The organism is Aeoliella sp. (assembly GCF_965227375.1).
In the GTDB taxonomy this organism is placed as follows: Bacteria; Planctomycetota; Planctomycetia; order Pirellulales; family Lacipirellulaceae; genus Aeoliella.
In genome coordinates this window covers 3,800,023-3,812,905 of the sequence record NZ_CBDDFX010000002.1, presented here as the reverse complement: position 1 = coordinate 3,812,905, position 12,883 = coordinate 3,800,023, and the positions used below count along the sequence as shown (strand labels likewise).

At 60.0% G+C, this 12,883-nt stretch carries 13 protein-coding genes; 4 read left to right on the top strand and 9 right to left on the bottom strand.

Features of this window, described 5'->3' with window-relative positions; genetic code table 11:
* Positions 1-32 precede the first annotated feature (32 nt).
* The 9 genes from ACQK2L_RS27975 to pheA form a co-directional block, all read right to left on the bottom strand.
* Positions 33-686, bottom strand: coding sequence for a phosphopantothenoylcysteine decarboxylase (locus ACQK2L_RS27975; protein WP_425400345.1), 654 nt, complete (start codon positions 684-686; stop codon positions 33-35).
* 796 nt (positions 687-1,482) lie between these two features.
* The gene (locus ACQK2L_RS27970) at positions 1,483-2,022 is read right to left on the bottom strand and encodes a flavoprotein (RefSeq protein WP_425400344.1); all 540 of its coding nucleotides are present in this window, start codon (positions 2,020-2,022) and stop codon (positions 1,483-1,485) included.
* 143 nt (positions 2,023-2,165) lie between these two features.
* A complete protein-coding gene (locus tag ACQK2L_RS27965; RefSeq protein ID WP_425400343.1) occupies positions 2,166-2,432 on the bottom strand; it encodes a DNA-directed RNA polymerase subunit omega in 267 nt (88 codons plus the stop codon).
* On the bottom strand, positions 2,429-3,037 hold the full coding sequence (gene gmk / locus ACQK2L_RS27960) for a guanylate kinase (RefSeq protein WP_425400342.1): 609 nt from the start codon (positions 3,035-3,037) through the stop codon (positions 2,429-2,431). The genes ACQK2L_RS27965 and gmk overlap by 4 nt, the downstream gene beginning before the upstream one ends.
* Positions 3,038-3,138: 101 nt before the next feature.
* Positions 3,139-4,023 (bottom strand): YicC/YloC family endoribonuclease, encoded by an 885-nt coding sequence (locus ACQK2L_RS27955; RefSeq protein WP_425400341.1) that lies wholly within the window; start codon positions 4,021-4,023, stop codon positions 3,139-3,141.
* A 30-nt stretch (positions 4,024-4,053) separates the two neighbouring features.
* On the bottom strand, positions 4,054-4,437 hold the full coding sequence (secG, locus tag ACQK2L_RS27950) for a preprotein translocase subunit SecG (RefSeq protein WP_425400340.1): 384 nt from the start codon (positions 4,435-4,437) through the stop codon (positions 4,054-4,056).
* Positions 4,438-4,471: 34 nt separating this feature from the next.
* Positions 4,472-5,224, bottom strand: a complete 753-nt coding sequence (gene tpiA / locus ACQK2L_RS27945) for a triose-phosphate isomerase (RefSeq protein WP_425400339.1) — start codon at positions 5,222-5,224, stop codon at positions 4,472-4,474.
* Positions 5,225-5,358: 134 nt separating this feature from the next.
* Entirely contained in the window at positions 5,359-6,384 is a 1,026-nt protein-coding gene (gene aroF / locus ACQK2L_RS27940) for a 3-deoxy-7-phosphoheptulonate synthase (protein WP_425400338.1), read from the bottom strand.
* 105 nt (positions 6,385-6,489) lie between these two features.
* Positions 6,490-7,542, bottom strand: a complete 1,053-nt coding sequence (gene pheA / locus ACQK2L_RS27935) for a prephenate dehydratase (protein ID WP_425400337.1) — start codon at positions 7,540-7,542, stop codon at positions 6,490-6,492.
* A gap of 426 nt (positions 7,543-7,968) precedes the next feature.
* On the opposite strand from pheA, the gene dnaK reads away from it, so the two are divergent.
* The 4 genes from dnaK (at position 7,969) to ACQK2L_RS27915 (ending at position 12,868) form a co-directional block, all read left to right on the top strand.
* The gene (gene dnaK / locus ACQK2L_RS27930; RefSeq protein WP_425400336.1) at positions 7,969-9,879 is read left to right on the top strand and encodes a molecular chaperone DnaK; all 1,911 of its coding nucleotides are present in this window, start codon (positions 7,969-7,971) and stop codon (positions 9,877-9,879) included.
* Between the two features lie 242 nt (positions 9,880-10,121).
* A complete protein-coding gene (locus ACQK2L_RS27925; protein WP_425400335.1) occupies positions 10,122-11,174 on the top strand; it encodes a tetratricopeptide repeat protein in 1,053 nt (350 codons plus the stop codon).
* Entirely contained in the window at positions 11,171-11,422 is a 252-nt protein-coding gene (locus tag ACQK2L_RS27920) for a hypothetical protein (protein ID WP_425400334.1), read from the top strand. Before ACQK2L_RS27925 ends, ACQK2L_RS27920 begins: the two co-directional genes overlap by 4 nt.
* 444 nt (positions 11,423-11,866) lie before the next feature.
* Positions 11,867-12,868 (top strand): glycoside hydrolase family 43 protein, encoded by a 1,002-nt coding sequence (locus tag ACQK2L_RS27915; protein ID WP_425400333.1) that lies wholly within the window; start codon positions 11,867-11,869, stop codon positions 12,866-12,868.
* Positions 12,869-12,883: the final 15 nt, after the last annotated feature.

Below are 12,883 nucleotides of genomic sequence, written 5' to 3'. Positions count from 1 at the left end.
AAGGGCAATCGCTACGGGGTAAGACGCCTCGTTTAGCGATTGCGGCGGACCAAGCGCTCGTCCACCAGACGGAGAACACCGCGAGCCACATCGGTTTTGCTGCCAGAGAACTGTGCCAGCACATCGCCCTCGGGGCAAAGGATCTCGACCGTGTTTTCCCGAGCGTTCATTGCTTCCACTCCGTTGGAGACCATCAGATCGCAGTGCTTTCGTTCCAGCTTCGCGAGCGCCCTCAGGCGATGGTCCTCGGTCTCCAGGGCAAATCCGACCACCCACCGCCGCTTGTCCTCAGGATCGAGGTCTTTCTCGGCACCCAGGGTGGCCACCACATCGTCTGTTTCGACAAGCTCCAGCAGTAGAGGTTCACCGGTCTTATGGATTTTGTGATCCTCCACCCGCTTCGGCCGATAGTCACACGGCGCCGCCGCACCGATGAGCCCATCGCAACTGGCAAACTGCTCCCGGGCGACCTCCATCAACTCCTCGGTCGAAGTGATCGGCACCACCGTGGCACCTTCCGGATACTCCACCTCCACCGGCCCGGAGACGATCACTACTTCATGCCCTAACTCTAGCGCCGCCGCGGCGAGCGCCGCCCCCATACGTCCACTCGACGCGTTGGTGAGGTACCGCACCGGATCGATGTACTGACGAGTGGGGCCGGAGGTGATGAGGATTTTGGCCATGGTTTATGTCACGCAGAGTCGCGGAGACGGCAGAGTAGGGTGGGAACGCGGAATCTAGCGGGTTGGAGCGGAAGATAGTGTAGGTGTTTCAGGCATTTGCAGCTATGGAACAGCCACGGAGTGGCGATCGCGCATAGCCTGGGGCGCGAGCCCCAAGGCTGAGTTTAAACACCACCGCTAGCCGCGGAGCGGCGACAGCGACTTGGTTTGGGAGCATAGCAGCACTTCCTTAGTCTTGCGTGCGCTCGACATAGTCTTGCAGGGCCGCTTGAAGCCCACCTTGCCCGCAGCTGTACTCGCGAATCACACCGTCTGAGTCAGGCTTGCACCATTCAAATCCCTGTTCGATGTCTTCAAAAACCAAGAGCCACTCAGCATACTTTGCGACCCTGAACACTGATTCGAGCTTCTCGCATCGTACAATCGGGACTTTCTCAAACTCCGTTTCTATTGCAACATAGGCTTGACGTTCCTCTGTACTGCATTCCTGTAGCTCTTGGCGGACAATCCGCTGCAGTTCTGAGAGTGTGGTAGGAGTCCAAGGCATGTCAGGTGAAGTTAGTTGTACCGCGTCGGCCCTCGAGTTTGACGATGCAGTGAGCATTGGGGTAGGGGCACTGTCGCCACTCCGTGGCTAGTGTTTTCTGCTAACGTGCTCCTGGGGCTCGCGCCCCAGGCTATGCGCTGGCGCCGCTCCGCGGCTGAACCTGCGCTTCACTTGCCTGGGCTCGTTCCTCTAGTTCAATCCGCGCCAATGCTGCCTAGATACGCGAAGATCCGCGTCGAATTCAAAACGCTAGCCACCAAGCAGCTTCTCAATCTCCGCCGCAATCGCATCCGGTTCGCTCATCCGCCCGGCGCCTTTCTCGCGGCAGCTGAGCCAGCCTTCGTCGGGGCCTACAAGATGCACGCCGTCTTCCTTAAGCTGCGCGACGTTCCGCTCGACCGCCGGCTTCGACCACATTTCGCAGTTCATCGCGGGCGCCATGAGCACGGGGCCTTCGAACGACAGGAGCAGCGTCGAGAGCAAGTCGTCGGCGATGCCTTGGGCCGCTTTGGCCAGGATGTTGGCCGTGGCCGGGGCGATGCACAAGAGATCGGCCTGGCGGGCCAGTTCGATGTGGGGGCCCAGGGGGTGGCTGTTGGGCGGGAAGGAGTGTGTTGCGACTGCCCGGCCAGTCAGCGCGCGGAACGTGGCCGGGCCGACGAACTCTTCGGCCGCGGCGGTCATCACCACGCTCACCCCGTGGCCCGACTGCACGAGCTGGCTCACCAGCGCGGCCGTCTTGTAGGCAGCCACACCGCCGGAGACGCCGATGAGGATTTCGGAAGGCATAAAGCTGGGTGAGTTCTGCTAAGGGCCAACTGGGAACGGAAAATGACCAATGACGAATCACCAATGACCAAAGGGCGGGTTGGTCATTGTTAATTCGTCATTGGTCATTGCGCAATCCAAAGAAGGCTGCCAAACGCGACCGCTTAGAGTGCCGACAGGTCGACTTCGGGGCCGTCGTCCATAGGGCTGGGCTCGCCGACCACCTGGCGGACTTCGCCGGAGGAGTCGAGGAAGATCTTGTCTTGCAGGATTTCCTGCACGACGATTTCCATCTTCTCGTCGGTCTCCACGTCCACCAGCGGGCGGGCGCCGCCGTTGATGGCGACCAGCCGCTTTTGGATCAGCGTGGAGAGCTTGAACCGGCCGCCCACCTTGTTGACGATTTCTTCTTCTTTCAGCGCGTCGATCATACTTCGAGTCCCTCTTGCGTGAGGATGTTGGCTATTTGCTGGATGGTGGGTTCGATCTGGTCGTTCACCACCTGGTACTTGTACGTATGTGCCTGGGCCATTTCGCGGCGGGCGACTTCCAGTCGGCGGAGGATGGCCTCTTCGCTGTCGGTCTTGCGGGAGCGGAGCCGTCGCTCGAGTTCCTGGTCCCTCTCTTCAACAGAGTTGCCGCCGACCGTTAGAAAGATGGTCACCGCCTGGGGGAATTGCTCGCGGGCTTTGCGCGCACCGTCCACGTCGATTTCCAGAATAACCCATTGCCCGGCAGCCAGGCTAGGCCTGACCTCGTCAAAAAGGGTTCCGTACCAGTGCCCGCGGCCGAAAACCTCCATGCATTCCAGAAAATCCCCCGCCTCGCGGCGAGCCGCGAAATCCTGCGGCGAGAGGAAATGGTACTGCTGGCCGTCGACCTCCCCGGGCCGCGGGTCCCGCGTGGTGGCCGAGACGCTCAGCCGAATCTTCGGCGCCAGCCGCTCGATCAAGCCGGACACAATCGTCGACTTCCCGACTCCCGAAGGGCCGGAAATGATGACAAGGCGGCCTGCTTGGTCGGTCGCGGTCGGCATGTTGGGGAAAGTGACCTTGGCAGGGGAAGCTTAGCGAAAATGACCAATGACGAATTGGCAATGACCAATGAGGGGTTTGGTCATTGTCCATTCGTCATTGGTCATTCGACGTTCTGAACTTGTTCGCGGATGCGTTCCAGTGCGGCTTTCATATCCACCACGTACTGGCTGATCTCGCAGTCGTTGGCTTTCGAGCCGATGGTATTGATTTCGCGGCCCATCTCTTGTGAGATGAACTCCAGCTTGCGGCCCGAGCTTTCCTTCGAGTCCACCGTTTCGGCAAACTGGGCGAGGTGGCTCTTGAGCCGCACCAACTCTTCGCTGATGTCGCTCTTGTCGACGAACAGGCTCATTTCCCGCAAGAGATCCGCCGGCTCGACCGTGACGTTCAGCTCAGACAGGGCGCGGTTCACGCGCTCGGTGAGTCGCTCGCGATAGCCGACCGACACGTTTGGCGCGCGGTGCTCGATGGCCGCCACCTGCTGATCGATCACGTTGCAGTTCTCGAGCAAGTCGGTCGCCAGCGCCCGACCTTCTGCTTCGCGCATCTTGGTGAGCGCGGCGAGGGCTTCGCGCAAGGTTGGTTCGATCTGCGGCCAGCTCTCTTGTGAGTCCTGCTCCGGCGCGCGGCGGTCGTCGATCACGCCGGGCAGCATCAGGAAGTGCCCCAGGTTGAGGTGCTCGCCGCTGCCGCAGCTCACCGCGACAGCCTTGGCTTGTTCGTAAAAAGCCTTGAGCGCCTCGGCATTGATGCGGTAGTCGTCCGGTTTGCTATCGCGGTGAACGTGCAGATTGAGTTGCACGGTGCCGCGGCGCACGCGTTTGCGAACCAGGGCGTCGATCTGTGGTTCGAGCGCGCCGTAGCCTTCGCTGGTGCGGAGGCTCAGTTTGTAGTGGCGGCTGTTGATGGTCCGCAGTTCGACTGCGACCGACAGCGAGTCGAACCGGTTATGGGCTTCGCCGAAGCCAGTCATGCTGAGGAGCACGTAACCCTCCGTGATGATGGAGCGAAGAGGTTACTCTGCTTCCGAAGACTCGCCAGAGCCGGCGTCACCCGACTCGCCTGCAGTGTCCGACTCTTCCGCGGCGCCGCCTGCTCCCCCTTCGTCGGTAGCAGTGGCCGAGCGTTTGTCGTCCAGTCCGCTCATCTTGCTGGCCGAAGCGCCGCCTCGCCCGTTGGCGAAGTAGAGCGTTGCGCAGATGCAAACGAACATCCACAGCAGGGCGGTGTAGGCGGTGATCTTGGTGAACGCGTCGCCTGCCTTGGCGCCAAACGCGCTGGAGCCGCCGGGCCCGCCGAGCGCGCCGGCGAGTCCGCCGCCACGACCCCGCTGAACCAGGATCAGCAGGATCATGAACAGGGCAATCACGAACAACAGAATTTTAAATAGGATTTCCATCGATCTCGTCTGGGTTAAGGCATCACGTGCTGTGTCAAACCGCCTTGGCGATGCCCAGGAAGTCGTCGGCCTTCAGGCTGGCTCCGCCCACCAGGGCGCCATCCACATTGGGATTCGCCATCAGCTCGGCGGCATTGCTCGGCTTGACGCTACCGCCGTACAGGATGCGGACTTTGTCGGCAATCTCGCCATTGTAGCTTTCGGTGAGCAATCTGCGAAGGTCAGCATGCACCTCCTCGGCCTGCTCGGGAGTGGCCACTTTTCCAGTGCCAATGGCCCACACCGGCTCGTAGGCGATCACGATTTTGGCCACCTGATCGGCCGAAAGCCCCGCCAGCGAGCCAGAAAACTGCTCGGCGATCACTTCGCCCGTCTTGCCAGCCACCCGCTGCTCAAGCAACTCGCCCACGCAGACAATTGGCACAATTCCAGCTTCCAGGGCGGCCAGAGTCTTCTCGTTCACCATGGCGTCGGTCTCGCCCATGATATTCCGTCGCTCGCTGTGGCCCAGGATGACGTACTCCGCACCAATGTCGGTCAGCATCGCGGCGCTGATCTCGCCGGTGAACGCCCCGTTCGGCTGGGCGTACATGTTCTGAGCGCCCAACGCGACCGGCGACCCGTCGAGCGCCTTGCCGACCGACTCCAGGTAAATCGACGGCGGGCAGACCAGCAGGTCGGCGTTCTCGACGTCGCCCGAGCCCTTCGCCACGCCCTCGGCCAACTCCACGGCCGCAGCGTGATCGGTGTTCATCTTCCAGTTACCAGCGATAAGTGTCCGACGCATGGTTTGGGTCCTCGGTATGTTAATACTGTGTCAGTTTGAATGTTGAATCGTTATTCCAACGACCAATTGAGAATGACCAATGACCAACATGCTCGGCTAGATCTGGTCATTGTTAATTCGTCATTGGTCATTCCCTAAAACGTCTTTCCCACCGCCTCCGCCACCTTCCTAATCTGCGCGGCGACCTCTTTGTATTGTGCCGGCAACAGGGCTTGGGGGCCATCGCTCATGGCATCTTCGGGGCAGTTGTGCACCTCGATGTGCACTCCGTCAGCGCCGCAGGCCGCAGCAGCCAAGGCGCAGGCGGGGATCAGCTCGGGGCGGCCGGTTGCGTGGCTGGGGTCGACGATGATCGGCAGGTGCGACATCAACTGCACTTGCGGCACCGCGGCGATGTCGAGCATGTTCCGGCACGAGTTGTCGAAGCCCTTTACGCCGCGCTCGCACAGCACCACTTCGGTGGTGCCGTTGGCGATCACGTACTCGGCGCTCATCAGCAGGTCCTTGATCGTGGCCGCCATGCCGCGCTTCAAGAGCACCGGCTTCTTGGTCATGCCGACCTCAGTCAAGAGAACGAAGTTCTGCATGTTCCGCGCGCCGAGCTGAATCATGTCGGTGTACTCGGCGATCAGCTCTACATGGCGGGGGTCGATCGCTTCGGTGACGACCGGCATGCCGTGCTTGTCGCCGACCTCGCGCAGGATCTTCAGGCCCTCCTCGCCGAGCCCTTGGAACGAGTAAGGACTGGTCCGCGGCTTGTATGCCCCGCCGCGCAGCACGTTGGCGCCGGCCGCTTTGATCTCGCCGGCGATCTCGTCGAGCCGCTCGGCGCTCTCGATCGCACACGGCCCGGCGATCATGCCGAAGTGGCCGCCGCCGATTTTGGTTGTTGCTTTGCCCGATCCGATTTCGACTACCGAAGGCTGCGGGTGCGCCTCGCGACTGGCCAGCTTGTAGGCCGGCATCACCGGCATGGCGTCTTCCACGCCTGGGATGGCGGTCAGCGGGGCGGTTTGGATCTTCTCCTCGTCGCCAATCACCCCGATCACAGTGCGATAGGTGCCTTTGCTCAAGTGGGGCTTGAGGCCCATCGCCTCGATCCGCTCGACCACGTGGTCGATTTGCTCGTCGGTCGCGCCGTGTTTCAGGATAATGATCATAGGGCTGGGAGCGGGGGGCTGGGGACGGTAGCCGGATTCGCAAGAATTCGGGCCTGGGAGGAGTCTGAATTCTTGCGAATCCAGCTACGAAATGTCCCCCAAATCCTAGCCGATCGGCTCCCGATGCGCATAGGACCCAAGCACCACCAACTGCTGGGCCTTCTTCTCCAGTGCCGCGATGGCCTTCTTGGCCCGGGCTTCGGTCGAGTGACCGACGAACTCGATGAAGAACAGATACCGCCCGCGGCTGCCCGCTACGGGGAAGCTCTCGATCCAGGTCATGTTCAGGCGGTTGCGCTTGAACACGGCCATGGCGTCGGCCAGCGCGCCGGGCTCGTGGCTGATTTCGAGCATCAGGGCGGTCTTGTCGTTGCCGGTCTTGGCGGCCATCTCGCGGCCGATCACGGCAAAGCGGGTAACGTTGTCCTTGTTGTCTTCAATGTTCGCCACCAGCACCGAAAGGCCATACTGGGCCGCCGCCTGGGCGCTGGCGATGGCGGCCACGGTGGGATCGGCCGCGGCAGTCTGGGCAGCTTCGGCCGTGCTGGCCATGGGGTGACACTCGGCGTTTGGCAAATGCCTGGCCAACCAGTTGCGGCACTGCGACAGCGCCTGCGGCTTGCTCTCGACGCGCTGCACCTGCGCCCTGGTACCACTGCCTAACAAGCAGTGGTGAATCACCAGCGGCAGCTCGCCGCAAATGCTCACGTTCGCCTTGGCGAAGCACTCGAGCGTATCGGTCACGCGGCCATCGGTGGAGTTCTCCATCGGCACGATGCCAAACGCCGCGGTGCCTTGCTCCACTTCCTCGAACACCGCTGCGATGGTGGCCACGGGAACCAAATCGGCCGCCGCGCCGAAGTGCTCGATGGCCGCAATGTGGCTGAAGGTGTGCTCGGGCCCGAGATAGGCGATGCGCTCGCTGGTGGTGAGCGTGCGACACGCGGCGACAATCTCGCGAAACACCGCGGACACGGCCTCCGCGGCCAGCGGCCCGCGATTGCGCTTGGCGGCCTTGGTCGCCGCGTCGTCGATCACCTGCTTCGAGTCGGCAGCCAACTCGGCGCGGCGCTCCAGCAACTGGAGGATCTCGCGATCCACGCTGTCGATCTCCCGCTTGGGTCCGGTGCTTCGAGTTGTCTTTTTCTTCTTTGCCATGGGAGTCTTTTTGCGGGCATGCGGGCTAAGCCGCGAGCGGTTGCCACGCAATTCTAAGTCCTTATCGGCGGCCAAGTTGCTTTCGGCCGACTGCCAAGTTGACTGCCAGTTTGGTGGGGCCGGCGGGTGCTGGCGCGGGGGTGGCAGTCAATTTGGCAGCCCTCGGGCGGTTGCAGGGCTTCGAAATGCTGGTTTTCGCGTGCCGTAAGTTGTTGTTTTCAAGCATCTTACAGCAAATCGCCGCTTTTGCCAGGGGGACCGGCACACCCTTTGCTTTCTTCCTTCGGCGTACCGGTCCGTACGGGCCGAGCGAATACGATTTTACAAAACCCAATTCCACATATTCCGCAATCCGAAATTCAGGTCGCCGGCGCGTTCGGCGGCATTTGACACCCGCGAGTCCATCGCGAGAGAGAGAGGATTCTCATGGCAACTGGCGAAAAAATCATTGGCATCGACCTGGGCACTACCAACTCGGTGGTTTCCGTGATGGAAGGCAAAGAGGCCAAGGTCATTCCCAACCCCGAAGGCAACCGGCTGACGCCGAGCGTTGTGGCGTTCACCGACAAGGGCGAAGTCCTGGTCGGCGAGCCCGCGCGCCGTCAGGCGGTCACCAACCCTGCTAAGACCGTGTACTCCATTAAGCGGTTCATGGGCCGGCGTCACAGCGAAGTGGCGAGCGAAGAGAAGATGGTGCCGTACGAGGTAATCGGCGGCAGCGACGACTACGTGAAAGTGAAAGTGGGCGACAAGGAGTTCACTCCGCCCGAGATCTCCGCCAAGGTGTTGGTGAAGCTCAAGGAGTCGGCCGAGGCGTACCTTGGTCACAAGGTGAACAAGGCCGTGATCACCGTGCCGGCTTACTTTAACGACGCGCAGCGTCAGGCCACCAAAGACGCCGGGCAGATCGCCGGGTTGGAAGTCGCGCGTATCATCAACGAGCCGACCGCCGCGTCGCTCGCTTATGGTCTCGATAAGAAAACGCAAGAGACCATCTGCGTGTTCGACCTCGGTGGCGGTACGTTCGACGTGTCGATCCTCGAAGTGGCCGATGGCGTGTTCCGCGTCATCAGCACCAACGGCGACACCCACCTGGGTGGCGACGACTTCGACGAAGAGTTGATCAACTACGTGGCCGGCGAGTTCCAGAAGGATCAGGGCATCGACCTCCGCAAGGACCAGATGGCCCTGCAGCGTCTGCAGGAAGCTTGCGAAAAGGCCAAGAAGGAACTCAGCTCCGCGCAGTCGACCGACATCAACCTGCCGTTCATCACGGCCGATTCCAGCGGTCCGAAGCACTTGCAGATGAACATCACCCGCGCCAAGTTCGAAGAGCTGGTCGACGGGTTGGTGGAGCGTGTGCGTGGTCCCGTGTTGCAGGCCCTGGAAGACGCGAAGCTCGACCCCTCGAAGATCGACGAAGTCGTGCTCGTGGGTGGTTCGACGCGTATCCCCAAGGTGCAGGAACTGGTGAAGAAGATCTTCGGCAAGGATCCGCACAAGGGCGTGAATCCCGACGAAGTCGTGGCCGTGGGCGCTGCCATCCAAGGTGGTGTGCTGGCGGGCGACGTGCAGGACATTCTGCTGTTGGACGTCACTCCGCTGTCGCTCGGCATTGAGACCCTGGGCGGTGTGATGACCAAGCTAGTGGAGAAGAACACCACCATTCCGGTCGAACGCAAGCAGGTGTTCAGCACCGCCGACGACAACCAGACCGCGGTGACCGTCCGCGTGTTCCAAGGCGAACGCGAGATGTGTGCCGACAACCGACTGCTCGGCGAGTTTAACCTCGAAGGCATTCCGCCCGCGCCGCGGGGGGTGCCGCAGATCGAGGTGAAATTCGACCTGGACGCCAACGGCATTTTGAACGTGGCGGCCAAGGACCTGGGCACCGGCACCGAGCAAACGGTGAAGATCGAGCAGTCTTCGGGTCTTTCGGAAGACGAGATCAAGAAGATGCAAGAGGACGCCGCGGCTCACGCCGAGGAGGACAAGAAGAAGCGCGAGCTGGTGGAACAGCGGAACCGCGCCGACAGCTTGGCCTACCAGGTGGAGAAGACGCTCAAGGATCAGGGCGACAAGATCTCCGACGCGGACAAGGCGCCGATCGAAGCGGCCGTGACCAAGGTTCGCGAGGCGGCCAAGGAGGACGATCCGGAGAAGATCAAGTCGGCCATCGCCGAGTTGGAAGCGGCCAGCCACGCGATGAGCGAGTCGCTGTACAAGCAGGCCGCCGCCGACGGATCGAACGTCGACGACCAAACAGTCGGCGCCACTGCCGGCCAAGGCGGTGACGACGACGTGGTGGACGCCGAGTTTGAGGTGAAAGAGGACTAAGAGCTATCAGCTATTAGCTTCTGATTAGCCGGACCGCCACGCGGTCCGTGAGTAAGTCCAAAGTGCCACTGTCGACTTCGTTCGGCAGTGGCATTGTTTGTGAGTAGAGAGTCATACGCATTGTAAGCTAAATCCGAAATAGATGTTGCTAACTTTAATTATCGCTTCGATAGAATGTAGCTGCTCAGGTTGGGTAGCTATCATTTCGAATTCGAATTTGGATCAATCTTGGAGGGGGCTACATGAGTAACTGCAATTGGATCATTCCGGTCGTGCTCGCATTTTCTTGGGCTTGGCCTCTAGTCTGCCTCGCCGCACTTGAAGAGCAGGCTGCGATGGAACTCGCCGGCGAGTTAATCGAGGCATCTCGCGATGGAGACAGGAAAAAGCTGCACTCTATTGCAACGGACCATGCATCTGACCTCGATGTTGCAGCAGAAGTTTACGAGGGTAACGCCGTAGTGGCCCTCGGAAGCGGGATATGTCATTCCGTCAAAGGAAATCATGACGAAGCAGTTGCACTCTTGGAGCGAGCATGGAAGCAATCAAAGCACCACACCACGATAGCGCCCTTTTATGCTGAGGCACTTATTCGCACCAAGGAAACGCTCAAGGCCAACGAGGTACTCGAAGAGTCGTTTAAGAAGAGCCCAGAGGATCCATATGTCATTCCAGTGTTATCGCACAACTACGTTCGCACCCAACGGTACCAAGAAGCTATCCCGCTATTGAAGAAAATCCTTTCCGAGTATGAAGATTCAGGAAGTGATACTCAAGAACTCCGAAATGGTCGAGCCTTGTATTTGATTGCTCTAGCAGAGTGCGAACTCCATTTAACAGAGTACGACGATGCAATTCAAAATCTGCGAAAAGCGGAGGAGGATTTGGAGTCTGTGCTGGTGCTATCGCCGCTTGCTGAAGCGTACCTAAAGAGCGGAAGGGAATCCGAGGCGAAGATCGAACTTGCGAAGGCCCTTAGACTCAAAAAGGACCATCCAGCGGTGCTTTATCACACGGCACTCTTACTCAGGAAAGAAGGAAAGCCGGCAGCTGAGGAATGCTACCAGCGTGCGTTCAAAGCGGCGGAAAAGTTGGAATCCAAGCCTGGATTTCAAGGCCCTCAGTATTTTCTATTCGCACTGATTTGCTCTGCGCTAGGAGACGAAGACTTGGCGAATCAACATCGTCAAAGGGCCAAGGAGTTGGGGTATACATATGAAACGCCCTGGAAGGAGGAATCTCTTAACAGGGCTTCAAATCCTGAATCCTTGCCGAATGTTCAACAATCCCCATGACCCCCCAGCAACTTGCATGGTACGTCGGCATTCGAGCCGTCGCGATTGTCGTGGGGCTGTACCTGCTGCATCGGCTGGCGTTGTGGCTCGAGGTGCGGGGGTACATTTACTATCGGAACAACCAACCGAAGAGCGGTGGCGTGAAGGCAGCCGCGTGGGAGCTGGATCGGCTGACTCGGCCTTCGGTCGAGTATCACGTCGCGGCCGAGGATGAGCAGGTGGAGAGTGAGGAGAACGACGGGGAGTGAGTGGCGAATCCTCGTGATTGGAATCTTACACCCGTTTGATAAAATGCGGGGTGCTGGAGAGTGAAACGCCGCACGGGGGGTGTTGCTGTGCACCTCGCGGAGCTCGACCACAGGCACCCCAAATGACCAAAAGGGGTTTTGCCCCAACGGATGGGGTTTTGGGCCATGCGGGAAACCGGTGGGCGAAACCCTGGGGGATTGGATCCCCTGAATTGCGAGAAGACCCTTTAAAAACAGTGAGAAATGCGATTGAGAGGGAGCAGCACGCAGGGGGTTTTGGGCCAATGGATCGTATGTGGGGACAAAACCCCGCGGGGCAAAACTCAGGGGACAAAACCAGTTGGGGCAAAACTCCGCTGGGACAAAACGAATAAAGGGCAAATTCCGACGAGGCGTAGCTCGTCGGCTATCTCAAATCGAGACCTCAAGCTTTCAAAACTATTCATGCTTCGACGAATCACAACTTGCGTAGCGCTGTCGCTCGTGGCCACGTTCGGAACGGCCGTGGCCAAGAATCCCATCGATCCGGGTTGGTATGCCGATCCGGAGGTGGCCGTGTTTGGCGATCGTTACTGGATTTACCCCACGACGAGCGCGAAATACGACGAGCAGGTCTACTTCGACGCGTTCAGCTCGCCGGACCTGGTGAACTGGACGAAGCACAAGCGGATCCTCACGGCCGACGACATTACCTGGGCACGCCGGGCGATGTGGGCGCCGTGCTGTGTGGAGCGCGACGGCAAGTACTACTTGTTCTTCGCCGCCAATGATCTGCAGCGGCCGGGCGGACCGCTGTACGACAAAGATAACCCCAACAACCACACCGGCGGCATCGGCGTGGCGGTGGCCGATCGGCCCGAAGGTCCTTTCAAGGACCTGTTGGGCAAACCGCTGATCGCCGAGTTCCACCACGACGCCCAACCGATCGATCAGTGTGTGTTCCAGGACGACGACGGCGCATGGTACCTGTACTACGGTGGCTGGGGCCACTGCAATGTCGGCCGACTGAACGACGACTTCACGGGCTTTGAACCTTTTGACGACGGACAACTGTTCCACGAAATCACGCCCCGCGGGTACGTGGAAGGACCGGTGATGTTCAAGCGCGACGGCCGGTACTATTTCATGTGGTCGCAAGGTGGTTGGACAAATGGCACCTACCATGTGGCTTACGCGATGAGCGACTCGCCGACGGGTCCTTTCAAGCGCGTGGCCACGGTGCTCGAGTCGGATAAAAACATCGCGACCGGCGCCGGACACCACTCGGTGCTACGGTCACCAACCAGCGGCAACTGGTACATCGTGTACCATCGCCGCCCGATACCGAACAAAGATCGCGACCATCGCGTTACGTGTGTAGACAAACTCGAGTTCAACGACGACGGAATGATCCAAACTGTGAAGATGACATTTGAAGGAGTAAGTCCTGATCCCATTCAAGATTAAAGGGTGGCTGTGGGC

What these genes read in the sequence shown, in the direction of transcription:
- ACQK2L_RS27975 (WP_425400345.1), bottom strand. Translation starts at nt 686, where the DNA reads ATGGCCAAAATCCTCATCACCTCCGGCCCCACTCGTCAGTACATCGAT.
- ACQK2L_RS27970 (WP_425400344.1), bottom strand. Translation starts at nt 2,022, where the DNA reads ATGCCTTCCGAAATCCTCATCGGCGTCTCCGGCGGTGTGGCTGCCTAC.
- ACQK2L_RS27965 (WP_425400343.1), bottom strand. Translation starts at nt 2,432, where the DNA reads ATGATCGACGCGCTGAAAGAAGAAGAAATCGTCAACAAGGTGGGCGGC.
- gmk (WP_425400342.1), bottom strand. Translation starts at nt 3,037, where the DNA reads ATGCCGACCGCGACCGACCAAGCAGGCCGCCTTGTCATCATTTCCGGC.
- secG (WP_425400340.1), bottom strand. Translation starts at nt 4,437, where the DNA reads ATGGAAATCCTATTTAAAATTCTGTTGTTCGTGATTGCCCTGTTCATG.
- tpiA (WP_425400339.1), bottom strand. Translation starts at nt 5,224, where the DNA reads ATGCGTCGGACACTTATCGCTGGTAACTGGAAGATGAACACCGATCAC.
- aroF (WP_425400338.1), bottom strand. Translation starts at nt 6,384, where the DNA reads ATGATCATTATCCTGAAACACGGCGCGACCGACGAGCAAATCGACCAC.
- pheA (WP_425400337.1), bottom strand. Translation starts at nt 7,542, where the DNA reads ATGGCAAAGAAGAAAAAGACAACTCGAAGCACCGGACCCAAGCGGGAG.
- dnaK (WP_425400336.1), top strand. Translation starts at nt 7,969, where the DNA reads ATGGCAACTGGCGAAAAAATCATTGGCATCGACCTGGGCACTACCAAC.
- ACQK2L_RS27925 (WP_425400335.1), top strand. Translation starts at nt 10,122, where the DNA reads ATGAGTAACTGCAATTGGATCATTCCGGTCGTGCTCGCATTTTCTTGG.
- ACQK2L_RS27920 (WP_425400334.1), top strand. Translation starts at nt 11,171, where the DNA reads ATGACCCCCCAGCAACTTGCATGGTACGTCGGCATTCGAGCCGTCGCG.
- ACQK2L_RS27915 (WP_425400333.1), top strand. Translation starts at nt 11,867, where the DNA reads ATGCTTCGACGAATCACAACTTGCGTAGCGCTGTCGCTCGTGGCCACG.